The organism is Arthrobacter sp. 135MFCol5.1 (assembly GCF_000374865.1).
Taxonomy (GTDB): domain Bacteria; phylum Actinomycetota; class Actinomycetes; order Actinomycetales; family Micrococcaceae; genus Arthrobacter.
Map to the genome: position 1 here is coordinate 32,489 of NZ_KB895455.1, position 21,824 is coordinate 54,312.

Here is a 21,824-nt window from a genome sequence, read left to right on the forward strand (position 1 = left end):
CCGGTCAGCCCTGCGCCGGGGTCAGGGAAGCGATCAGCGCCTCCACGCGGGTCTTGATCTCGTCGCGGATGGGCCGTACCGAGTCCACGCCCTTGCCCGCCGGATCCTCCAGGACCCAGTCCTCGTAGCGCTTGCCCGGGAAGTAGGGGCATTCGTCGCCGCAGCCCATGGTGATTACCACGTCCGAGTCCTGCACCGCTTCCGTGGTGAGGACCTTGGGGATCTCGGCTGACATGTCGATGCCCACCTCGGCCATGGCCTGGACGGCGGCCGGATTGACCTTCTCCGCAGGCTGGGACCCGGCGGAGCGGACTTCGATGGCGCCCTGGGAGAGGGTGGTCAGGTACGCGGCGGCCATCTGGGAGCGACCGGCGTTGTGGACGCAGACGAACAGGACGGAGGGTTTGTGGCTCATGAGAGCACCTTTCGGTCGGCCGCCGGAGCGGTGGAAACGGCAGGGAGGGAGGGGTAGAGGAAGCGGACCAGGACGAATCCGGCGGCGCCGCCGAGGAGCTGCACCAGGATGAAGGCAGGGGCCGACGACGGTGCGATGCCGGCAAAGGTGTCCGTGACGGTGCGGGCGATGGTCACCGCTGGGTTGGCGAAACTGGTGGAGCTGGTGAACCAGTACGCGGCGGTGATGTACCCGCCCACGGCGAACGCCACCCGGTCTGCCCGGCCTGAGCGGACCGTTCCGAAGATGACCAGCAGGAGGCCCACGGTGGCGATCACTTCCCCCAGCCAGAGCGGGGCGCCGGTGCGCTGGTGCGTGGACCAGGTGACGGCGTCCAGCCCGAACATGAGGTTTGCGGCCACCGTGCCGGCCAGCCCGCCCAGGACCTGCCCCGCAACCAGGCTGGCCACCGTGGCGGTGTCGATCATTCCCAGCGCCCGTTCCACCAGGGTCACCACGGGATTGAACGACGCCGACACGGGCTGCAGTGCCACGATCAGCGCCACCAGCGCGGCACCCGTGGCGAGGCTGTTCTGCAAAAGCTGCAGGCCGACGTCGTCCGGGGACAGCCTGGAGGCCATCACTCCGGAGCCGACCACGGCCATGACCAGGAATGCCGTACCGATGAATTCCGCCGCAGCCCGGCGGAGCATGACGGTCACGCGGCGTGCCCGCCGATCAGGGCTGCCAGGTTCTGCAGGGCCTCGGTGCGGGCCCGGTAGTAGACCCAGACACCGCGCTTTTCCCGGTCCAGCAGGCCTGCCTCGTGCAGGATCTTCAGGTGGTGGCTGATGGTGGGCTGGGAGAGGTCGAAGGCGTCGTTGAGGTCGCAGACGCAGGCCTCGCCGCCCTGGTGCGAGGCCACCATGGATATCAGCCGGAGCCGGACGGGATCCGCCAAGGCCTTCAGCAGCGGCGCGATCCCTTCGGCCTCGGACTCGGACAGCGGCTGGCGCGCCAGCGGGGCGCAGCAGGCTGCGGCCTGGACCGGGGTCAGCTCCAAAGACATAGACATACGTAAATATTTACACTCATCTATGTCTTTGGCAATCGCCGCAATAATCCCGCAGGTCCGGGCCGTCCCCTTGCAGCCCGCGGCGGCTGGGCAAATAGGATGGCCCCTAGAGCTAGCCGGCCGCAGATGAAGGGCGCCCCCATGATCGAGATCCTCAACCCCGCCGAAGTGGGCCGCGCACGCGTCACCGGTGCCCTGGTGGCTGACATCCTGCAGGCCATGAAAAGCCGCGCCACGGTGGGCACCAACCTGCTGGACATCGACCAGTGGACCAAGGAGATGATCGCCGCGGCCGGAGCCGAATCCTGCTACGTGGACTATGCGCCGTCCTTCGGGCGCGGCCCGTTCGGCCACTACATCTGCACCGGGGTCAACGACGCCGTGCTGCACGGGCTGCCCCACGACTACGCCCTGGCCGACGGCGACCTGCTGACCCTTGACCTCGCCGTCGTCAAGGACGGGGTGGCAGCGGACGCCGCCATCAGCTTCGTGGTGGGCGAATCACGGCCGGCGGAGAGCGTGGCGATGATCGAGGCGACCGAGAGGGCGCTTGCCGCCGGCATCGCCGCCGCGGGTCCGAGCGCCAAGATCGGCGACATCTCCTACGCGATCGGCCGCGTCCTCACCGATGCCGGGTACCCCATCAACACCCAGTTCGGCGGCCACGGCATCGGCTCCACCATGCACCAGGACCCGCATGTGCCCAACATGGGCCGGCCCGGCCGCGGTTTCAAGCTGCGGCCCGGGCTGTTGCTGGCGCTGGAGCCATGGATCATGGCGGATACGGCGGAACTGGTCACGGACGACGACGGGTGGACCCTCCGCAGCGCCACCGGCTGCCGGACGGCCCACACGGAGCACACCATTGCCATTACCGACGACGGCGCCGAGATCCTGACCCTGCCCTCGCGGTAGGAGCTATCCGGTCCCGGCCACGGTGCTGCGGCGTTCCAGGGTCCCTGTCCCCGGGAGGGGTCAGCCCTTCACCAGCTGGGAAGGCTTGATCGAACTGACCATGGCCGGGTAGTAGCCCTGGGAATATCCGTCGGCGGTGGGGTGGAAGTTGAACTGCGTGTACTGGCCCAGGTTGAACCAGGAGGCGGAGGAACCGATTTCGTGGCCGTTGAATTTGGGGGCGACGTCCACGAACTGGGCGCCGGCGTTCCGTGCCTTGGCCGCGAGGGCGGCGTTGAGCTGGTCCGTGCCCTTGTCGAACACTGCTGCGGCCGCTGCTGACATGACACCGCCGCCGGCGATGACTGTGGTGGATTCTCCGGCCGTCGCAAAGAGCCGGGGGTAGCCGAGCCAGGCGATCTTGGCATTGGCCGCGTACCCGCGGATTGTTCCGACCGTCCCGGCGACGTCGACCCCGTTTGCAAGCTGGACTCCATAGGCTGTGGCCGCCTGGCACCCGGTGGCCTGTGGCGATGTGTCTGCAGCACACGCTGCGATGATCTGGCCGAAGTTGACGTCGTTGCCGCCGGCGGTAAGGGTAACGAGTCCTGTGGTGCTGTTGAGCGCACCATCAAGGGACGCCTTTGCCGCCTGCTGGGCAATAGTGGGGATACCTGAAGTTGTTGCTCCGACAGTCGCGCCTGCACACGCATAGTCGCCGGTGAGGGCCACCGATTGCAGCTGGTCCAGCAGCGCCACGTCGTCAGGGCCGCCGTGCAAGCAGGCCGGGCTGCCGAACGCCGGATTCACGGCGGCAGTTGGCGCCAGCGAGCCCCAGCCGGCCGAGAAGGAGTCCCCGAGATTGACGTACTTGACGGGGTCCTGGGCGGCGAAAGCCGGCGTGGATGCCCCTGAGAGGATAACGGCGGTGACGGCGGCGAAAGCGGCCGCACTGCGGCGGCAGGCTGAGGGAAACTGCATGATGGGCTCCGTACTGTCCTCGGGTAAACGTGTCCCCTGACGCTAGGGTGCGCGCCGGACACCCAAACAGGGCCCTTGGACCCTAGGCAAAGCCGGAGCTATTCGGTCCCGGCCACGGTGCTGCGGCGTTCCAGGAGCAGCGTGTCCTGCCAGTGCCCGGCCTTGGGCCCGTTGCTGATCCGGGCTATCCGCTCCCGGGTCCCCACCACGCGGAACCCGAGCCGCTGGTGCAGGACCAGGCTCGCCGTGTTTTCCGGGAAGATGCTGGACTGGATGGTCCAGATGCCCGCGGCCTCGGTGGAATCGATCAGGGCTCCGAGCAGGAGCCGGCCCACGCCCCGGCCCTGCGTCCGCGGCGCCACGTAGATGGAGTGCTCCACGAGGCCCCGGTACACCTCCCGGGACGAAACCCGGGACACGGCGGCCCAGCCCAGGACCCGGCCCGCGTCCTCGGCGATGAGCCGGTGCTCATGCAACCGGCCGGCGTCGAACGCCTCCCAGGTGGGCGGTTCGCTCTCGAAGGTCGCTTCCCCCGTGGCGATGCCGGCGGCGTAGATCGCATGCACGGCGTCCCAGTCATCGGGGCGCATGGGGCGGATCGTCACTGGGCTGTCCATGGGTCCCATTATGGTTGACCGGCCCCTGTCCCGCTGGCCTGGCGGCGGCCGGGGCGGGGCGTAAATAATCCGTCAATAAACGGCCCCGTCCACCCCGCCGGAGCCCGTGCAGCCCTTTGATGGAGGCATAGGCAGCAGGTGGGAGGCAGGGAGCGCAGATGCGGTGGGACGAGGCGCCGGAGGACCGTGGCAGGGTCAAGTTCGCCGCCGCAGCCGAGGCCGTGGAGGGCTACGGTGGCCGGCCCCTGAACGGGCGTGCACTGCAGCCGGCCAGCGGCTACCTCTTCCCCGACCAGGACGGCGAGCAATGGTGGGTCATCTTCCAGCCGTGGCCACCGTCGGGCCTGCACGCCCGCAAAGTTCCCGGCGACATCCTGGCCTGCAACGACTCCTACGGCGACATGGTGCACGTGGTGGTGCTGTCAGCGGGCGTCTGGGAGGACGACGCCGAGGCCGCCTTCCGCGCGCACGTCCCGCTGACCCTGGCGGACGCCGCCCGGGTGGCGGCCACGGTGGCGCACGTGGCGGCACCGGGGCGCACCGCACCGGAGCGCCCCGGTCCCGCGCCGAAGCGCACGGACGGGACACCGGCGGACCCGCCGGTCAGCCCACGTGGACCCATGGGCGCTGGGTGACATCGGGGACGGCCTCGCGCAGGACCTCACGGGTCACCGGCGCGATCTCGCCCTCGCCCAGGAACAGGAACCGCACCAGATTGGTGATCGGGTTTCCCTCGGTCCAGCGGAAGTAGATGTGCGGCATCAGCCCGGTCACGTCCCTGATGTGCAGGAGCACGGAGGCGATGGTGTTGGGCACCACCGGCCCGTGGACTTCCAGGACGTGGTAGCCGTGGCGGTTCACGCCGCGGACGTGGAGCTCCGTTTCGAAGTCGGAGGAGTCGTCCACAATGACTTCGAGGAACAGGGCGTCTCCCGCCAGCGGCAGGTGGCTGACCTCGATCGCAGATTCCAGCTTGTCCCGGTACGCCTCCGCCGACAGCCGGAGCGGCTCATGGGCAATGATCGCGATGGGCCCGTCCAGGGTGCTGGACATGAACTCCAGGGCCTGCTGGTCCAGGTGCACCCGGGTGGCGTGCAGCTCAAAGGAACGCCGCACCCTGGACAGCAGGGAGATCACGATGATGCCGATAATGAAGATGGCCGCGATCCGGATGCCTTCGGGACGTTCGAAGATGTTGGCCACCGTAGTGTACGCAAACACCACCGAAATCGCGCCGAAGCCGACGGTTAGGTTCCGCTGCCCGCGGCGGCGCGCCGACAACGTCACGGCCACGGCTGCGGAGGTCATCAGCACCAGGACGCCGGTGGCGTAGGCGCCGCCCTGGGCGTCGACATCGGCGTTGAAGATAAAGGTGATCACGAAGCCGATCACGGTAAAGACGAGCACCAGGGGGCGCACCGCCTTGGCCCATCCGGGGGCCATGCCGTAGCGCGGCAGGTACCGGGGAACCAGGTTCAGCAGGCCGGCCATGGCCGAGGCGCCGGCGAACCAGAGGATGCCGATGGTGCTGATGTCGTAGACGCTGCCGAATCCGACGCCAAGGTATTCATGTGCGAGGAACGCCAGCGCGCGCCCGTTAGCCTGGCCGCCGGGCTGGAATTCCTGCTCCGGGATCAGGACCACGGTAATGAAGCTGGTGGTCAGCAGGAACACGCTCATGATCACGGCGGCGGTGGTGAGCATGCGCCGGGCGCCGCGGATACGGCCCGCCGGGTTCTCTTCGGTATCGTCCGCCGCGCCCCGGACCTGCGGCATCACCGCAACGCCCGTCTCGAAGCCGGACAGGCCCAGCGCCAGCTTAGGGAACACCAGCAGCGCGATGGCCACCGCCATCACGGGGTTCCCGTGGGAGACCCACAGGTTGGTCCACCAATCCCCCATGGCCGCAGGATGGGAAATCACCTGTCCCAGGGTGACAACCACCACCACGGCGTTCAGGCCCAGGTAGAGGACCACCAGGACCACCGCGACGCCGATTGCTTCCTTGAATCCGCGCAGGAACACCGCCGCCAGCAGCGCTAGCAGGAAGAGCGTGACGGGGACGTTCTGGTTTTGCAGCCACCCCGGAGCTACCGGGTTGCCGACCAGGTGCGCGGTGGCGTCGGCTGCCGAGAGGGTCATGGTGATCATGAAGTCGGTGGCGGCGAACCCGAGCAGGACCAGCACCAGGAGCTTGCCGCCCCAGCGCGGCAGCAGCCGCTCAAGCATGGCGATGGAGCCTTCACCGCGCGGGCTTTCACCGGCAACCCTGCGGTAGACCGGCAGCGCGCCCAGCAGGGTCACCGCCACCAGCACCAGGGTGGCCAGCGGGGAGATGACCCCGGCAGCCAGCGCGGCGATGGCCGGCTGGTACCCCAGGGTGGAGAAGTAGTCCACGCCGGTCAGGCACATGACCTGCCACCACGTGTGCTTCCGTTCGTGCTGCGTCGGAACGCCGCCGGGGCCCTGGTGGGTGCCCTTGCTGTCCTGCAGGCCAAACAGCAGCCAGTCCTTGAGCGCCTTCCTGCCATGCGGGTGGAGCGCGGAAGGATCCGCCGGGGGCCTGCTTAACGTGGTCATGACTGCCTTTCCGCGCTGCCCTGTGCACCGCGATCACTGCGAAGCTAGCACCGGCAAAATTGGCTGGCGTCGGAAAGGGGGTTTTCTTAATGATTCCTTTACGCGTGATGTACGACGCCGTCCGGGGCCCTTGGCGGGGCGGGTCACGGTTCGAAGCGGTAGCCCATGCCGGCCTCGGTGAGCAGGTGCCGGGGCCGGGCGGGGTCGGCCTCGAGCTTGCGGCGCAGCTGGCCCATGTAAACGCGCAGGTAGTGGGTTTCGTTCTCGTAGCCGGGGCCCCAGACTTTCCGGAGCATCTGCTGCTGTGTGATCAGCCGGCCGGGGTTCCGGGCCAGCAGTTCCAGGATGGCCCATTCGCGGGGCGTGAGCCGGACCGGGTCTCCCGCACGGGTGACTTTCCGGTTGGCCAGGTCCACTTCGAAATCGCCCACGTCGATGGCCGGGCCACTGTCCACCGTTTCCGGGGTTCCGCTCCGCCGCCCCGCCACGCGCAGCCGCGCCAGGAGTTCGTCCAGCCCGAACGGCTTGGTCACATAGTCGTCGGCGCCGGCGTCCAGGGCCCGGACCTTGTCCACGGAGCCGTGCCGGGCGGACAGCACGATGATGGGCATGCTGCTGGTCCGGCGCACCCTGGTGATGACGTCCACGCCGTTGATGTCCGGCAGCCCGAGATCCAGGACCATCACATCCGGATGGCCGCCCTCCGCGTGGTGCAGGGCGGACGTACCGTCCAGCGCCGTCAGCACCCGGTAGCCTTCAGCTTCAAGGTTCACCTGGAGGGCGCGCAGGAGCTGGGGTTCGTCATCGACGATCAGGATGGTCCTCATGGCGTGCTCCCGGCGGGGCGGCGGTCCGGGGTGGCAGCTCCCGCGGAGAGCGGCAGCCTGATGATCATGGTCAGTCCGCCGCCGGGGGTCGGTTCGGCTACCAGCCTTCCGCCCATGGCCTCCGTGAAGCCCTTGGCGACGGCCAGGCCAAGCCCGATGCCGAGCCCTTCCGGGGCATCATCGAGCCGCTGGAACGGCTGGAACATCGCGGCAGCCGCGGCAGCGGGCACACCCTCCCCGTGATCGACGATGCGCAACTCGCCGAACCCGCCGCCGTCGTCGTCGGTCCTCAGCGTCCCGGCCGACACACCCACGATCACCACGTCCGACTCCGGCGCGTATTTGAGCGCGTTCTCCACGATGTTGGCGATGACCCGTTCCAGCATGCCCAGGTCGGCGTCCACGGCAGGCATGGAAGGCGCAAGGTCAACCCGGATCCGGCCTGCCGGGAGTCCGCGCAGCGCGTCCTCGATCGCGTCCCGCCAGGAGACCGGCGCTGTCAGCGGGGCCGCCGAGCCGCTGGAGATGCGGGACATGTCCAGGAGGTTCGAGATCAGGGCGTCCAGGCGCTCGGTGTAGGACTCGATCGTGGCGAGCATCTCGGCCTGCACCTCCTCCGGCAGCCTGCGGCTTTGGCGGCGCAGGGCGGTGACGGCGAGCTTGATCCCGGCCAGCGGGGTGCGCAGGTCGTGGCTGACGGCCCGCAGGATGGACGTGCGGACGCTGTTGCCCTCCGCCAGTTTGGTGGTGCTTTGCAGCCTTCGCTGCAGGGCCTGGCGCTGGCGCAGCAGCAGGAGGTGGGCGCCGTGGGCTGCGAGGAGGAGCCGGTCGCCGGCGGTCAGGGTCCGCCCGGAGAGGACCAGCGCCGTCCGGTCGTCGGCCAGTTCCACGCTGTCCGTCAAGGCCGCGGCGTCCGGGGCGGGCGGCGGCAGGGCACCCGAGAAGGCCTGGAGTTCCCACGCACCGCTGCCGTCACCGGCAACGGTGAACAACCCTGCCGAGCGGACCTGGAAGGTTTCCCGGACCTTGGCCATGAACGCGGCAACGGTGTCATCGGCAAGCAACGCGTCGCGGGCCAGGTCCGCCAGGGTGGCTGCCTCGGCGCGGGCCCGGGCGGCTTCCCGGGCCCGCCGGGCGGACAGGCCAACCACCAGCGAGACCGCCACCGCCGCCGCCAGGAACACCGCCAGTGCGAACACATTTTGCGGGTCCTTGATGGTGAACGTTCCCACCGGTTCTGTCTCGAAGAAGTTCAGCAGCAGCGAATCCAGGACCGCCGCGAGCACCGCCGGCCACAAACCGCCAATGAAGGCCACGGCCATGACGCCGGTCAGGTGCACCAGCGCGTGGGTGGCGAGGTTGAGGTCCGGGCTGGCGGCCAGGGCAGCGGTCAGGATGACCGGAAGGATGACGGCGAGGACAAACCCGACTGTGGTGCGCGTCCGGCCCAGTGCGGCGGTGGCGGGCCTGGGCAGGCCGGCGCCGCCCTGCGGCCGGGACACGATGTGGACGTCGATGTCGCCGGAGTCCCGCACCACTTTGGCGCCGGCTCCGGAACCGAGCAGCCGGCTCCACAGCCCTCCGGTCGAGGCGCCGATGACGATCTGCGTGGCGTTGACGCTGCGGGCGAACTCCAGGAGCGATTGGGCGGCGTTCTCCCCCGAGACCGTGTGCCAGGTTCCGCCGAGGTCCGTGACCAGGCGCTGCTGGGCGTCCAGTGCGTGGCCGGACTCGGCGGTGCCGCCGTCTCCCCGCCGCACGTGCACGGCCAGCAGGTCGCCGCCGTGGACCCTGGACAGGATCCGGGACGCCCGCCGGATGAGCAGTTCCCCGTCCGGGCCGCCGTCCAGGCCAACCACCACCCGTTCGCGTGCGGGCCAGGTGGCGGTGATGCCCTGGCTTTTCCGGTAGGTCGCCAATCCTTCGTCCACGCGGTCGGCCAGCCAGATCAGGGCGATTTCGCGCAAGGCGATCAGGTTGCCCAGGCGAAATTCGTTGGCCAGGGCCGCATCTATGGCGTCCTTGGGGAATACCTTTCCGTCGGCGACGCGCTGGCGCAGCAGCTCGGGCGGAATGTCCACCAGCTCAATGTGCTCTGCCCGCCGCACCACGGCGTCCGGCACGGTTTCACCGCTCGACTGGTCCGTGATGGCTGCGACGGCGTCCCGCAGCGATGCCACGTGCTGGACGGTAAGGGTGGTCAGCACGTCCGTCCCGGCCGCCAGGAGTTCTTCGATGTCCTGCCAGCGGCGCCCATTCCGGCTTCCCGGGGCGTTGACGTGCGCATAGTCGTCGACGACGGCCACCTCCGGGTGCCGGGCCAGTACTGCCGGCACGTCCAGCTCGGAGGCCGCTGCTCCGCCGGCGCCGGGCACCGGGCGCGGGGCAACGACGTCGAGCCCGTCGAGGAGGTGCGCCGTCTCGGTCCTGCCGTGGTCCGCGGCGATGCCGACGGCCACGTCCCGGCCGCACGCCGCAAGGCGGTGTGCCTCGCGCAGCATGGAGTATGTTGTGCCGGCTCCCGTTGCCGCGCCCAGGAAGATGCGAAGCGTTCCCCGTGCCATATTCACAGTCTTATCCCCTCCGGCCACCCGGACCAACTCCCCGGGCTGCCGGCCGCCCGCAGGTACAGGCTATTCCACCCAGCGGAGCAGCCACACGGTCGTGGCCGGCGGCAGGCACCCATCTTGGACGGCGCCGCTGCTGATCACCACGATCCCCTCGGGCACCGGCACGGGCAAGCGGCCGAAGTTGGCGACGCAGTGCCACCCGTACGGCCGGCTGAAATGCAGCAGGGCGTCGTCCCGGGAGTCCTCCCAGTGGACGTAGTTGAAGGACTCCAGTTCGGTCCGCCAGGCAGAGGCCGCGCGCAGGAAGTCCCGCCGGCCGCCGTCGGGACCGGGCCCGACGTCCGGGTCCACGGGACCCGCATGGTCCGGGTCAACGGGACCCGAGTCCTCAGGGCAGGGCAGCGCCAGGTTGAGGAGCAGGACGGCCCGGATCCAGTGTTCCGCCAGGCTGCGGTCCCGCGGAGGCTGGCGGAGGGCGGCCCGCACGTTCAGTGGAGGCAATCTTTGCTCGATTCTGTAGGAAGACCCGCGCGCCGCAATGGTGCCGGCGCACGCCGGCGTGGAATACCGGGGTGGTTCAGCGCAGGGACCGCTGGATGGCCAGGCAGGCGGCGCCCTTGCCCCAGAGATCGGCGTCGGCGGGCGCCACCTTGAGCCGGGGCAGGAAGTCGCCACCCTCGAGCGCATACTCCCGAAGGGACGCCGCCAACCGGTCGGCCAGCAGGTCGTAGGCGGCGGAACCTTCGCCGGTGATGACCACCAGTTCGGGGGCGGCAAGGTTGCACACCACTGCCAGGCCCCGCCCGATCCAGCCGCCTGCGTCGTCGAAGGCTGCCCGGGCGGCGGCTGCCCGCCCGCCCTGGCCGTCCCGGGCCAGCTGCATCGCCGTGCCCACATCCGCGGTGCCGGCGGCGGCGGCGATCGCTGCGTCGCCGGCGAGCGCTTCCAGGCAGCCCCGCCGGCCGCAGCTGCACAGCGGGCCGTCCGGAACCAGCGGGATGTGGCCCAGTTCCCCGGCGGCTCCTTGGGCCCCGCCGTACACCTTTCCGTCGAACACGAGGCCCAGTCCGATGCCGGGCCCCAAGGTCACCACCGCGAAGTTGCGGGCGTTCCTGCCGTCGCCGAACAGGTGCTCGGCGACGGCCAGGGCGTTGACGTCGTTGTGGACGGTGACGGGCAGCGCGATCTGTTCCGCCAGGGGTGTTGCCACGTCCACCCCCCGCCAGCCAAGGATCGGGGAAAAGCGGCATGTCCCGGCGTCGGGATCCACGTGTCCGCTGACCGCCACCCCCACGCCCAAGGCCTTTTCCCGCGCGCCGGGCACCGAGTCGAGCAGCCGGTCCACCAAGGCGGCGACGGCCCGGAAGGTGTCCGCCGGCGCCAGCGGAACACCCACTTCCTCGCCGCGGGCCAGCACGTTTGCGCCCAGGTCCGTGACGACGCCGGAAATGACCTTGGGACCGATCTTGATGCCCACCGCGGTGTGCTTTGTGGCAACGACTTCGATCAGGCGCTCGGGCCGGCCGCGGCCGTTGGGGATGGTGGGCGCCTCCACCACGTATCCCTGGTCAACCAGCGGCCGGAGTGTCCGGGCGATGGTGGACGGGTCCAGGGATGCCTGCCGGGCAAGCTCCACCCGCGAGATCGGCGCGTGCCGCAGCACCAGGGAAAACAGCCCTGCCCGGTGCGGATCCCTGAGGGCGGGAACCCCGAAGGCCTGCGTCGGTGTGCTCACATGTCCAACTCTATCCAGTTCAGGTTGATGGCTCCCTTGTCCGTGGCGCCCCGGCCGATGGTGACCAGGTTCAGGCCGGCATCGAGCGTGATGGCGCCGTCCGCCACGCCCCAGGTGTCCCAGGTGGCCAGGCCCGGGAAGCTGACGTGGACCGGACCGTCCACGGTGGAACGGTCCGCCTTTTCGGCGGTGACCGTCATGGTGCTGGTATCGCCGGTGGCATTGGCATACCGGTAGCGGATGGCGTAGCTGCCGCGGTGCGGCACCTGGACCGCGAACGTGACCAGCGGGTCCGCGCTGCCGGAGCCCGCCTGGAGTCCGTCCACGAAGCCGTTGCCGTCATACCCGGGGTGGTTGTTGTTGAAGCCGGCCCCGCCTCCCCAGGCTGCGAAGGCCGCGGGGTACCGGGTGGTGCCGTGCATCTTCGGCGGAGTGACGCGGAAGATGGCCGAGGCGTGCGGGGCCAGCGCGGCCGTGGCCCGGGATTCCATGCCCAGGTTCCTGTGCTCCCAGAGGTCCCGGACGTTGCCCCCGGTTGCCAGGCCGAGGTCCTTTGCGAAGTCGATGGTCTTGGTGACCGTTTCAGTGTCGCTGCGGTTGAAGAGCGCAACGCCCCACGAACCGTCCGGAAGCTGCCCGGCCCAGCGTTCGGTGTCACGGGAGCCCGGGTCCTTGGAGAACGGAGTGGCGGACCGGTAGAGGGGCTTGCCCACCAGGCCGTCGGCATTGAGCTGGAGGACTTCCTTGTTGGTGTACACCCAGGCGTTGTTGCCGATTTGCTGGTAGGTGTCAGCGATGGCCAGGGGTGATCCGGCCGCGACCATCAGGTTCATCATGGTCTTGCGTTCCTCGTCGCTGGCAAAGGTGCTGGCGCGCATGAAGTCGCCGTCGAGGATCAGCTGGCCCCTGCCGTTGCGGTGGGACCAGCCGGTGAACCCGCAGAACGGGTTGGCCCAGTTGGGCCACGCGTCCTGCCAGTTCTGGCGCATCCCGCTCAACCGGTCCCAGCCGCCCTTGTCGGCGTCGGCATTGATCCGCACCAGGTCGCCGTTGGCCAGTTCCGCAGAACCGTCCTGGAACATGTGCGGCATTACGAGCGAAACTTCCATGTCCTCGCCGGCGGCCTCGTTGATCCAGGAGAGGGCGAGTTCGTAGTTGGCCCGGCCGTGCGGGGCGTTGACCTGCCCGATGTTCGCGTCCCTTCCGTCCTCGTACCAGGAGAGGAAGTCGATCCGAAGGTAGGGAACGCCGAGGTCCTTGAAATAGCGCACGTAGCCCTGGACGTATTCCTTGGCGCCGGACTTGGTCACGTCCAGCCAGTACAGCTGGTTTCCGCCGATGTCCCGGGCGAAGAAGTCCCCGGGCACCACCAGGTCCGCGATCTTGATGTCGGGCCGGCCCAGGACGGTCTTGGAAGCGTCTTCGACGGCGGCCCGGTGCACCCAGAGCGGGTTGTAGTAGACACCCAGCTTCATCTTCCGCGCGGCCAGGTAGTTTGCCCAATAAGCCCAGTCGTGCTGCCAGGAATCGTTGTAGCTGGTGATGTAGCCGTTGCCGGTGGTGCGGCTGGAGCCTTCGATCCAGCCGTCGGTGCAGGCGATGTCGTAACCGAACCCGGCGAAGTTTCCGGCCAGCCAGTCGATGTTGGCCTTCCACTCGTTTTCCGGGATGGGGGCGTTGTGCGGGAAGGAGTAGCCGTAGATGTTCCAGTACCGGGGGCCGGCACCGCTGCGGGTGAACACGCTGTTCCGGCTGGCCAGGCGCAAGGGCGGCGCGGCCGTGACGGGGATGCCCGGGCGGGCGGTGACGGCGGTGGCGGCCTGGGCGGAGCCTGCCATGCCCAGGGCGTAGGCGAGGGTGGCGGCGCTGCCGGTGGTGAGCAATGTGCGGCGGGACAGGTTCATCATCGATCAGTCCTTTGGGTGGGAGGTCGGGGCACACCAAAGTATTCACGGGCCATATTCGTGCGTCAAGCATTTAATTAATTCCGACGCCGGGCCAGCCCTCGGGCGGGCATGGCACCGGTAAGCCACGGGGTCAGTAAGCTGGGCAGATGCCCGACCTCGCCGCACTGGCCCCCACCCTCGCGGCGATCGCCATCCTGGCGGCACTCACGGTGGGCATCCTCTGGGGCTCGCGGACGCCGTCGTACCTCTCCCCTGCCCTGGCCATCCTCCGCGGCGTGCTGCAGCTGGCGGTCATCAGCCTTGTCCTGGGAGGGGTGATCACCAGCCCCGCATGGGTGGGCCTGGCCCTGCTGGTCATGTTCTCCGTGGCGTCCGTGACGGCTACGCGGCGGCTCACCTGGTCCTGGCGGCGGTTCGCCGTGGTGGCCGCGACCATGGCGGCCGGCATCCTGGTGACGGTCGCCATCGTCTTTGGCACAGGGGCCATCGAATTTTCGCCGCGCTACGCCCTGGCCGTGGGCGGGATCGTGATCGGCAACTCCATGACCATCGCCACGCTGGCCGGCCGCCGCTTCGTCGAGGCCGTCCTGGAACAGTGGGACCAGGTGGAGGGCTGGCTGGCGCTGGGCGCGACGCCCCGGCAGGCCACCCTCAGCCAGGCCCGGCAGGCGGTGCATTCGGCGCTGATCCCCGCCACGGACCAGACCAAGACCACCGGACTGGTCACGCTGCCCGGCGCATTCGTGGGCGCCATCTTTGGCGGCGCCTCGCCCCTGGAAGCCGGCCGGTTCCAGGTGGTGGTGCTGGCGTCCATTATGGCGGCAGGGTCCATTACCGCCGTCGCGTTGATCCGTTCGCTGGGCAACGTCACAGTCCGGCCCGACCCGCTGTAGGGCTGCGCCCCGTCACGGCCCCGGCAGCACCGTGCGCCGATTACGCGCCAGGGTGCTGCTTTCCCTAAAGTGGTACCGGGTAATCAGCGGAAGAAGGGGTGGCGATTGGCATGAGCGCGCCGTTCCGCTTCCCCCGCGCCTTCGCGTTCACGGCGGCGATGTTCGCCCTCGCTGCCGGAGCCCACGTGTTGGCCCGTGGCGTGATGCCGCACCCGGCCATCGTCGCCGGCCTCTTTGCCCTCGTGCTGCTGCCGGTCATGGTGCTCGCCAGGATCCGGGTCAACTCCCCTGTGATGGCCGGCCTCCTCATCGGCGGCCAGCTGCTCCTCCACGAGGCCTTCAGCACCCTGTCGGCTTCGTCCGGCTTCACTCCGGCCCCGGGAGCGCACGTCCACCCGGGGCAACCGCTTGCCGCGGCAGCAGTGGCAGCGGCCCCGGAACACCTCCACGCTCCGGACCCGCTGATGCTGGTCCTGCACGCCGCGGCCACCGTGTCCACCGCCCTGGTGCTGGCCCGCGGCGAAGCGGCCCTCTGGGCCCTCGCGGCCTGGCTGCGGCCGCTGATCCGTATCCTGACGGCGGCGTTCCTTCCCGACTGGCCGCAGCTTGCGGCTCCGCGCCGCCTTGTTGTGGTGCTGCGCGCCGAGGTCCTCCGGCTTCCCGCACTCCGCGGTCCGCCGCGCGCTGCCGCCTCCTGAGCGGCACCTCACCCCACCATGCTGACCCGGGCCCAAGGCGATGCCCTTGGACCGCTGCCATCGCGCGCCCCGGTCAGCCATGCCCTCGCGCCCGGCCGCAGCCGCAGGCCGCCCCGGCGCACCCATACCTTGTGAAAGCGACATCATGAATACCTCAATCCGCCACACCGCCAAAGCCTTCGCCGCCATCACCGCGGCCGCCGGAATGCTCGCCGCAGGCGCCGCCGCCGCGTCAGCCCACGTCTCCGTGGACCCGGGCGACACCGGCGCCAACGGCTACTCGCACCTGACCTTCAATGTCCCCAACGAGTCCCCCACCGCCAAGACGAACAAGCTTGAGGTCAAGCTGCCCACCGACACACCGTTCACCTCCGTCTCAGTCAAACCGGTGGAAGGCTGGACCGCGCAGGTCATCACCAGTGACCTGCCCAAACCGGTTACGGTGGCCGGCGCCACGGTCACCAAAGCACCTACTTCGGTGGTCTGGACCGCGGACGAAGCCCACCAGTTGGGGCAGAACCAGTACCAGGCATTTTCGCTCTCGGTAGGCCGCCTCCCGGCCGAGGGGACCACGGTGGTGCTGGAGGCCGCCCAAAGTTACAGCGACGGGACGGTGGTGAACTGGAACGAGCGCAGTGCTGACGGGCAGCCCGAGCCCAAGCACCCGGCCCCCTCCTTCACCACCACAGCCGAGGACGGCACCACGGCGCACACCACCCCGGCCCCGGCTGCCGCTTCAGCTGCTCCCGCCGCCTCGGATGCCATCGAGCGCACGTCCGAGGCGACCTCAATCTGGGGCGTTGTCCTCGGCGCTGCGGGGTTTGTCCTGGGCGCCGCCGCCCTGGCACTGGTGCTGGCCGGCCGCCGGTCCCGCGCGGCAGCCAAGTAGCAGGGGCCCGGATGTTGGAGAATCTGCTCCGCTGGTTCCAGCGCAGCGTGCTGGTCCTGGCCGTGGCCGCATGTTCGGTTGTCCTGGCTGCACCCGCGCAGGCGCACGATGTGCTCGAATCCAGTGATCCTGCGAATGGATCGTCCGTTCCGGCGGTTCCCAGCCGGATTGGACTGACCTTCGACCACACGCCGATGGGCATCGGCTCGGTGATCCAGGTGCAGGATGGGACCGGCACGGACCAGGCCGACGGCGCCGTCACGATTGTGGACAACCATGTCACCCAGGCCGTGAAGGCCGGTGCACCGGCGGGCAAATACACGGTGATCTGGCGAGTGGCTTCCTCCGATGGCCACCCTATCGAAGGAACCTTCACGTTCACGGCCGGCTCCGGAAACTCCGGTGCGTCGCCGTCCGCAGCTGGTGCTGCCGCCGGTGCCGGCGGGACGCCCGCAGGCGTGATCATTGCCGGCGGGGCTGCCGCCGTACTGGTCATCGGCTTGGCCGGCGGGGCGGTGCTGGTCCGGCGGCGGCTCCGGAACACGGAGTCCGACGCCTGACGAGGCCACAAGCCTGGCCAAGCCGCGGGCTTGGCCAGGCATTACGACCGGCCGGGGCGGCCCTGCGCATCCGGCGCAGTGGCCTCCCCGGCCGGTCGTCGGGCAGATCCCTGTGTCAGCCCTGCTTCACGAGTGCGGCTTCGAGGTTGATCTTCACCTTGTCGCTGACCAGCAGGCCGCCGGCTTCCAGGGCGGCGTTCCAGGTCAGGCCGAACTCCTTGCGGCTGATCTCGGCTTCGGCGGAGAAGCCTGCCCGTGTGGCGCCGAAGGGATCCACGGCAACACCGGTGAACTCCACCTCGAGCTCCACAGGCTTGGTGACACCCTTGATGGTCAGGTCGCCGGTCAGGGTGTATTCCTCGCCGTCACCTTCGATGGCAGTGCCGCGGAACGTCATCTCGGGAAACTTCTCGACGTCGAAGAAGTCCTCACCCCGGACGTGCGCATCACGGTTGGCGTCTCCTGAGTCGAAGCTGGCCGTGGCAACGGTGGCGTGCACGGTGGACTCAGCCAGGGACTCACCCACCCGGGCTTCGGCCTGGGCATCGGTGAAGCGGCCCCGGACCTTGCTGATCCCGGCATGCCGGACGCTGAAGCCGATCTCGCTGTGTGACATGTCCAGGGTCCAGGTTCCCGGGGTGAGTTGCTGGGGAAGGGTCATGGTCATTTCTCCTTGCTCGTAGGGCCGCAGGCTTCGCTGCCCGCTATGGGCGCAAGATTGCGGATGGTCCTAAATATTCCGCATCCAACCCGCATTTATAAGGGGGCGGGGTGAACCGGAAGGGAACTTCGGGCGTATACATAAGCGTGGCACTAAGACTATTGACCGCCCTTGCGTTGTTCATTGATGCCGGCGTACACCTGTTCCTGGCCCCGGGCTACCAGAACGCCCAGCCGGGCACCGTCAGCCAGGGCACCCTGTTCCTGCTGGAGGCCGCGGTAGCGCTTGTGGCCGGAATCTTTGTCCTGCTCCGCGGCAGCCGGGCAGCCTATGCTGTGGCCCTGCTGGTGGCACTGAGCGCCTTCGCGGCCGTGATGCTGTATCGCTACGTTGATATCCCGGCCATCGGACCGATCCCCGCCATGTACGATCCCGTCTGGTTCTTCTCGAAGACCCTCAGCGCCGTCGCCGAGGGAGCCGGGGCCCTCCTGGCCGCCGTGGGACTGGCGCGGGCGTCCGGGAAGCGGCGCTCCGCCGTCGTGAAGCGCCGCGCGACGCGTCCCGGCACGTGATTCCCCGTCCGGATTCCGCGGCACGCCGGTGGCCCGGGCCCGCCGCCGTCGTCGTCAGCGTTCAGGCGGAGGCGGCAGGGCCTCGCGGTGCGGCCGGACGTGCCGTCCCCGACGCACTGGCCGCCCTGGCCGCCTACGGTTTGTTGGCGCTGTGGCTGTCGTCCTTGTCAGCCCCCGGGTTTCCCTTGCAACTGGCAGGCCTGGGCGCGGGCGCACTGGTCACGGGTGCGGCGGCCGCTTCCCTGCTGCGGCGGGCACCCAGGTTCTCCACTCCGGCCGACCGCGTGACGCTGCTGCGCGCCGTCCTCGCCGCCCTCTGTGCCGTATTGGCGGTCCCCCAGCTGTTCACGGGGCCGCGGGAGGACCTGCTGATTCCGGTCCTGGGCGGGCTGGCCTTCGCGCTGGACGGGGTAGACGGGGCGGTGGCCCGGCGGACCGGGCTGTCCTCCACGGTGGGGGCGCGCTTTGATGCGGCCACCGACGCCGGGCTGGTCCTTGCGTTGTCCGTCGCGGCCGCTGCCCGGGTGGGGCCGTGGGTGCTCGCGATCGGGGGCATGTACTACGTTTTCGTGGCCGCCGGACGCTTCCGGCCCCACCTCCGCGGGTCTTTGCCGCCACGGCAATCCCGGAAGGCAATCGGGGCGTTCCAGCCGTTCGCGCTGCTCCTGCCACTGCTTCCCGGTATCCCGGCCGTGGCCGCGGTGTCCATTCCGGTGGCGGCCCTGGCGCTGCTGGCGTTTTCCTTCGGGCGGGACGTGGTCCAGCTGGAGCGCCGTCACCGGACGGCCGGCCGCGCTGCAGCCTGGGCGGACCACGGACCGTGCGCCGGCTGACCCAGACTTGCGCTGCGCATTGTCACTCCCGACACAGAAATTCCCCGGCGCGCCCCGCATCCGGGCTGCGCCAGGGAATCCCGGTGTCGAAAATGAAAATCTGCGTCGCCAATCACTTCCCGCGTCGGGCGGACCAACGCCTCACCGCAGGCTGGCGAGGGCCTTCCGGAGCCGCGTCCCGGCGTCGTCCGCCACGTCCTTGACTGCAGGCGCGTCGCTGAGCTGGACCATGGCCTGCGGGTCGATCGCCTCAACTGTGGTCTCTTGCGCACCGGCCTGGCGGCGCACCACCACGTTGCACGGCAGCAGGGCGCCCATTTGCGGCTCGGCGGCGAGGGCTCGGCTGGCAAGGGAGGGATTGCAGGCGCCAAGGATGACATAGTCCCCGACGGCGTCTGCCGCGTCGGTGCCGAGCTTGGCTTCGAAGGTGGAGCGGATGTTGATTTCCGTCAGGATCCCGAAGCCCTCCGCGGCAAGGGCCGCGCGGGTGCGTTCCAGCGCTTCGGCCCAGGGAAGGGCGACGGTGGTGGCCAGCGTGTAGGTCATGGTGCTCCTCGAAGTTGCCGAATGGTCCGCTGCCTTGGGGCTGCCGGGCGTCGAATTATGCCAGGGAGAGGAAGAGCTTCTCCAGGTCTTTCCGGTCCATGGTTTCGTCTTTTTGGGTGATGCACTGCTCCAGGCCGGTGGCAATGATGGCGAAGCCGGCACGGTCAAGGGCCTTGGAGACGGCCGCCAGCTGGGTGACGACGTCCTTGCAGTCCCGGCCTTCCTCGAGCATCCGGGTGACCGCGGCGAGCTGGCCCTGGGCGCGCTTGAGGCGGTTGATCACGGGCGTGAGTTCGGTTGGGTTCAGTTCCATAACGGGTTCTCCATCGGTGGGGTGCTGCCCCCAAGCATATACCCCCATGGGTGTTTTGACTACCCCCGGGGGTATCTGTAATACTCGGTGGGGTATCCACCTGCCCCCCTTTTGAGAGGCCCCCATGACATCCCCTTCCACAGCAACCGCTGTTACGGCACTAGCCCCCGAGACCCTGCGGTCGTGGTTCAACACGCACCAGGACCTGATGGTGATCGACGTGCGTTCCGCCGCTGAATTCGAGTCAATGCACATCCGCGGCTCCTACAACGTGCCGCTCCCCCTCCTCTCCGAGCACACCGGCGAACTCGCGGCCCGGCTGGGCTCACGCGTGGTCCTGGTCTGCCAGTCCGGCGTCCGCGCCGAGCAGGCCCGCCAGCGGATGGCGGCGGTTGGCCTCGACACCGCCTATGTCCTCACCGGCGGCGTGCCGGGCTTCGCCGCCGCCGGCGGTGACGTGGTCAAAGGCAAGGACCGCTGGGACATGGAACGCCAGGTCCGCCTGGCCGCAGGTTCACTGGTGATGCTGGGCCTGGTGGGCGGCAAGTTCGTCTCGCCCAAGGTCCGCATGCTCGCAGGCGCCATCGGCACCGGCCTGACGTTCTCGGCCGCCACCAACACCTGCGCCATGGGCAAGGCCCTCTCGGCCATGCCGTGGAACAAGGCAGCCACGGAGCCCACCCGCGAAAGCGCCATCCTGCAGCTTCCCGTCCATGGCGCTGAAGAGGACGCCGCGGCATGATCCCGGCCCTGGGTCTGGGGCTCGTCGTCGGAATCGTCCTGGGCGTGGTGGGCGGTGGCGGCTCCATCATCGCCGTTCCCGCACTGGTGTACGGCGTGGGCATGAGCCCCGCCCAGGCCATCCCGACGTCGTTGCTGGTGGTGGGCATATCGTCACTGGCAGCCCTGCTCCCCCGGATCCGGGAGGGCCTGAACTGGCCCGTCATCGCACTGGTCGGGGGCGCCGGCATTCCGGCGGCCTGGGCCGGCGCCGCCGTCGGCAAACTCCTGGATCCGACCATCCTGATGCTGGCGTTTGCCGGAATCATGGTGGCCGCGGGCATCCGGATGCTCAGCAAACCCCGCGAAACCGAGGGCTCCTGCAGCACGGGACCCAACCGGGCCTTCCGGTCCTGCGCCCCGAAGGCCGTGGGCGTTGGATTGCTCGTCGGGCTCCTCACCGGACTGCTTGGCGTGGGGGGCGGCTTCCTCATCACCCCTGCACTGACCATCCTCCTGGGCCTGCGCATGAAGCAGGCCGTCGGAACCTCGCTGGCGATCATCGTGGTCAACTCCGCAGCCGGATTCAGCGCCCACGCCGCCGGCTACACCATCGACTGGGCCACCACGCTGGCATTCGCCGTCCCGGCCATCCTGGGATCACTGGTTGCCGCGCGGTTCGCGGGCCACCTGAAGGACAAGCACATCCGCATCTCATTCGCGGTGCTGATCTTCGCCGTCGCGGCGTGGGTCACGGCCGGCACCGTCACCGCCTGACAACCCCCAACACCGTTACCCGAAGGAGAACAGCATGGGACTGATCGATTCGCTCAAGAAGGCCTTCAGCAAGCCCTACAAGACAATCTCCGTTGCACAGGCCAAGGACCTCCTGGGTTCCGGCGCCACGTTCATCGACGTCAGGTCAGCGCAGGAATGGCGGACCGGCCGGGCACCGCAAGCCAAGCATGTTCCCCTGGACCGGCTGCAGGCCGGCACCGCCGGCATCCAAAAGACCCGCCCCGTGATCGCCATCTGCGCCTCCGGCGTGCGGTCCGCCTCCGCCGCCCGGCTCCTGGCCGCCGAGGGCTACGACGCCTACTCGGTCCGCGGCGGCATGGCCGCCTGGCGCCAGGCCGGCGAACCCGTCCGCTAGACACATCACCCCAGCCAACAACCACTTCGAAGGAGAACCATCATGGCTGAAATCACCATCACCGAAGCCGACCAGCGCCGCAACGCCGCCCGCATCCTCGATGTCCGCGAGGACTTCGAAGTCGCCGAAGGCATGATCCCCGGGGCCCTGCACATCCCCATGGGCCAGCTGCAGGCCCGCCTGGGCGAGCTCGACCCGGCCGTCCCCGTCATTGCGGTCTGCCGCAGCGGCAACCGCAGCGCCGCCGTCGCCGACGCCCTCAACGGCGCAGGCTACACGGCGGACACCATGGCCGGCGGCATGACCGCCTGGACCCGCGCCGGACTCCCCACCACCTGACATTCCTGGGGATATCTCTAGTTGTTGTATACCCCCCCTGGTATCTAAAATTGGTACCAGGATTTCA

At 69.1% G+C, this 21,824-nt stretch carries 26 protein-coding genes; 12 read left to right on the forward strand and 14 right to left on the reverse strand.

Annotated features, from left to right (window positions below; all coding sequences use genetic code 11):
* Positions 1–4 precede the first annotated feature (4 nt).
* The 3 genes from C563_RS0108710 to C563_RS0108720 are packed head-to-tail and all read right to left on the reverse strand — an operon-like array spanning position 5 to position 1,463.
* Positions 5–415 (reverse strand): arsenate reductase ArsC, encoded by a 411-nt coding sequence (locus C563_RS0108710; RefSeq protein WP_018761657.1) that lies wholly within the window; start codon positions 413–415, stop codon positions 5–7.
* Positions 412–1,116 carry an aquaporin gene (locus C563_RS0108715; RefSeq protein ID WP_018761658.1) on the reverse strand — a complete coding sequence of 235 codons (705 nt, stop codon included), beginning with the start codon at positions 1,114–1,116 and terminating at the stop codon, positions 412–414. The genes C563_RS0108710 and C563_RS0108715 overlap by 4 nt, the downstream gene beginning before the upstream one ends.
* Positions 1,113–1,463, reverse strand: a complete 351-nt coding sequence (locus C563_RS0108720) for an ArsR/SmtB family transcription factor (protein WP_018761659.1) — start codon at positions 1,461–1,463, stop codon at positions 1,113–1,115. Before C563_RS0108720 ends, C563_RS0108715 begins: the two co-directional genes overlap by 4 nt.
* A 147-nt stretch (positions 1,464–1,610) precedes the next feature.
* Between C563_RS0108720 and map the strand changes: the two genes are divergently transcribed.
* Complete coding sequence (gene map / locus C563_RS0108725) at positions 1,611–2,384, forward strand: type I methionyl aminopeptidase (protein ID WP_026264564.1); 774 nt, start codon at positions 1,611–1,613, stop codon at positions 2,382–2,384.
* Positions 2,385–2,444: 60 nt separating this feature from the next.
* Here the strand turns inward: map and C563_RS0108730 are convergent, their stop codons facing one another.
* Both C563_RS0108730 and C563_RS0108735 read right to left on the reverse strand, forming a co-directional pair.
* On the reverse strand, positions 2,445–3,344 hold the full coding sequence (locus C563_RS0108730) for a GDSL-type esterase/lipase family protein (RefSeq protein WP_018761661.1): 900 nt from the start codon (positions 3,342–3,344) through the stop codon (positions 2,445–2,447).
* A gap of 98 nt (positions 3,345–3,442) precedes the next feature.
* The gene (locus tag C563_RS0108735) at positions 3,443–3,961 is read right to left on the reverse strand and encodes a GNAT family N-acetyltransferase (protein WP_026264565.1); all 519 of its coding nucleotides are present in this window, start codon (positions 3,959–3,961) and stop codon (positions 3,443–3,445) included.
* 158 nt (positions 3,962–4,119) lie between these two features.
* Here C563_RS0108735 and C563_RS0108740 point away from each other — a divergent pair, with 158 nt between their 5' ends.
* A complete protein-coding gene (locus C563_RS0108740; protein WP_018761663.1) occupies positions 4,120–4,596 on the forward strand; it encodes a hypothetical protein in 477 nt (158 codons plus the stop codon).
* On the opposite strand, the gene C563_RS0108745 is transcribed toward C563_RS0108740, so the two are convergent.
* The 6 genes from C563_RS0108745 to C563_RS21855 form a co-directional block, all read right to left on the reverse strand.
* Positions 4,565–6,541, reverse strand: a complete 1,977-nt coding sequence (locus C563_RS0108745; protein ID WP_018761664.1) for a hypothetical protein — start codon at positions 6,539–6,541, stop codon at positions 4,565–4,567. The genes C563_RS0108740 and C563_RS0108745 overlap by 32 nt on opposite strands.
* A gap of 143 nt (positions 6,542–6,684) precedes the next feature.
* The gene (locus tag C563_RS0108750) at positions 6,685–7,368 is read right to left on the reverse strand and encodes a response regulator (RefSeq protein ID WP_018761665.1); all 684 of its coding nucleotides are present in this window, start codon (positions 7,366–7,368) and stop codon (positions 6,685–6,687) included.
* Positions 7,365–9,932, reverse strand: a complete 2,568-nt coding sequence (locus C563_RS0108755; RefSeq protein ID WP_018761666.1) for a DUF4118 domain-containing protein — start codon at positions 9,930–9,932, stop codon at positions 7,365–7,367. The genes C563_RS0108750 and C563_RS0108755 overlap by 4 nt, the downstream gene beginning before the upstream one ends.
* A gap of 69 nt (positions 9,933–10,001) precedes the next feature.
* A complete protein-coding gene (locus tag C563_RS0108760) occupies positions 10,002–10,439 on the reverse strand; it encodes a hypothetical protein (RefSeq protein ID WP_155845127.1) in 438 nt (145 codons plus the stop codon).
* A gap of 76 nt (positions 10,440–10,515) precedes the next feature.
* Positions 10,516–11,673 carry an ROK family transcriptional regulator gene (locus tag C563_RS0108765; protein ID WP_018761668.1) on the reverse strand — a complete coding sequence of 386 codons (1,158 nt, stop codon included), beginning with the start codon at positions 11,671–11,673 and terminating at the stop codon, positions 10,516–10,518.
* Positions 11,670–13,580 (reverse strand): carbohydrate-binding protein, encoded by a 1,911-nt coding sequence (locus tag C563_RS21855; RefSeq protein WP_018761669.1) that lies wholly within the window; start codon positions 13,578–13,580, stop codon positions 11,670–11,672. The genes C563_RS0108765 and C563_RS21855 overlap by 4 nt, the downstream gene beginning before the upstream one ends.
* Positions 13,581–13,726: 146 nt before the next feature.
* Here C563_RS21855 and C563_RS0108775 point away from each other — a divergent pair, with 146 nt between their 5' ends.
* The 4 genes from C563_RS0108775 to C563_RS0108790 all read left to right on the forward strand — a co-directional run bounded on the left by C563_RS0108775 (position 13,727) and on the right by C563_RS0108790 (position 16,620).
* On the forward strand, positions 13,727–14,473 hold the full coding sequence (locus C563_RS0108775) for an ABC transporter permease (protein WP_018761670.1): 747 nt from the start codon (positions 13,727–13,729) through the stop codon (positions 14,471–14,473).
* Positions 14,474–14,583: 110 nt separating this feature from the next.
* Entirely contained in the window at positions 14,584–15,171 is a 588-nt protein-coding gene (locus tag C563_RS0108780; protein WP_018761671.1) for a hypothetical protein, read from the forward strand.
* A 145-nt stretch (positions 15,172–15,316) separates the two neighbouring features.
* Positions 15,317–16,060 (forward strand): YcnI family copper-binding membrane protein, encoded by a 744-nt coding sequence (locus C563_RS0108785; protein WP_018761672.1) that lies wholly within the window; start codon positions 15,317–15,319, stop codon positions 16,058–16,060.
* Between the two features lie 11 nt (positions 16,061–16,071).
* On the forward strand, positions 16,072–16,620 hold the full coding sequence (locus C563_RS0108790; protein ID WP_018761673.1) for a copper resistance CopC family protein: 549 nt from the start codon (positions 16,072–16,074) through the stop codon (positions 16,618–16,620).
* Positions 16,621–16,735: 115 nt separating this feature from the next.
* On the opposite strand, the gene C563_RS0108795 is transcribed toward C563_RS0108790, so the two are convergent.
* Positions 16,736–17,281 (reverse strand): YceI family protein, encoded by a 546-nt coding sequence (locus tag C563_RS0108795; protein ID WP_026264567.1) that lies wholly within the window; start codon positions 17,279–17,281, stop codon positions 16,736–16,738.
* Between the two features lie 146 nt (positions 17,282–17,427).
* Between C563_RS0108795 and C563_RS21015 the strand changes: the two genes are divergently transcribed.
* Together C563_RS21015 and C563_RS0108805 are read left to right on the forward strand one after the other, a co-directional pair.
* Positions 17,428–17,853: a hypothetical protein gene (locus C563_RS21015; RefSeq protein WP_231369862.1), complete on the forward strand. Its 426-nt coding sequence runs from the start codon at positions 17,428–17,430 to the stop codon at positions 17,851–17,853.
* Positions 17,850–18,686 (forward strand): CDP-alcohol phosphatidyltransferase family protein, encoded by an 837-nt coding sequence (locus C563_RS0108805; protein ID WP_018761676.1) that lies wholly within the window; start codon positions 17,850–17,852, stop codon positions 18,684–18,686. The genes C563_RS21015 and C563_RS0108805 overlap by 4 nt, the downstream gene beginning before the upstream one ends.
* Before the next feature lie 141 nt (positions 18,687–18,827).
* Here the strand turns inward: C563_RS0108805 and C563_RS0108810 are convergent, their stop codons facing one another.
* Together C563_RS0108810 and C563_RS0108815 are read right to left on the reverse strand one after the other, a co-directional pair.
* The gene (locus tag C563_RS0108810) at positions 18,828–19,232 is read right to left on the reverse strand and encodes a DUF302 domain-containing protein (protein ID WP_018761677.1); all 405 of its coding nucleotides are present in this window, start codon (positions 19,230–19,232) and stop codon (positions 18,828–18,830) included.
* A gap of 55 nt (positions 19,233–19,287) precedes the next feature.
* Positions 19,288–19,545 (reverse strand): metal-sensitive transcriptional regulator, encoded by a 258-nt coding sequence (locus C563_RS0108815; RefSeq protein WP_018761678.1) that lies wholly within the window; start codon positions 19,543–19,545, stop codon positions 19,288–19,290.
* Between the two features lie 124 nt (positions 19,546–19,669).
* Here C563_RS0108815 and C563_RS0108820 point away from each other — a divergent pair, with 124 nt between their 5' ends.
* The 4 genes from C563_RS0108820 to C563_RS0108835 are packed head-to-tail and all read left to right on the forward strand — an operon-like array spanning position 19,670 to position 21,757.
* The gene (locus C563_RS0108820) at positions 19,670–20,287 is read left to right on the forward strand and encodes a rhodanese-like domain-containing protein (protein ID WP_026264569.1); all 618 of its coding nucleotides are present in this window, start codon (positions 19,670–19,672) and stop codon (positions 20,285–20,287) included.
* Positions 20,284–21,042 (forward strand): sulfite exporter TauE/SafE family protein, encoded by a 759-nt coding sequence (locus C563_RS0108825; protein ID WP_018761680.1) that lies wholly within the window; start codon positions 20,284–20,286, stop codon positions 21,040–21,042. Before C563_RS0108820 ends, C563_RS0108825 begins: the two co-directional genes overlap by 4 nt.
* Before the next feature lie 34 nt (positions 21,043–21,076).
* The gene (locus C563_RS0108830) at positions 21,077–21,418 is read left to right on the forward strand and encodes a rhodanese-like domain-containing protein (protein WP_018761681.1); all 342 of its coding nucleotides are present in this window, start codon (positions 21,077–21,079) and stop codon (positions 21,416–21,418) included.
* A gap of 42 nt (positions 21,419–21,460) precedes the next feature.
* Positions 21,461–21,757 (forward strand): rhodanese-like domain-containing protein, encoded by a 297-nt coding sequence (locus C563_RS0108835; RefSeq protein WP_018761682.1) that lies wholly within the window; start codon positions 21,461–21,463, stop codon positions 21,755–21,757.
* Positions 21,758–21,824 lie beyond the last annotated feature (67 nt).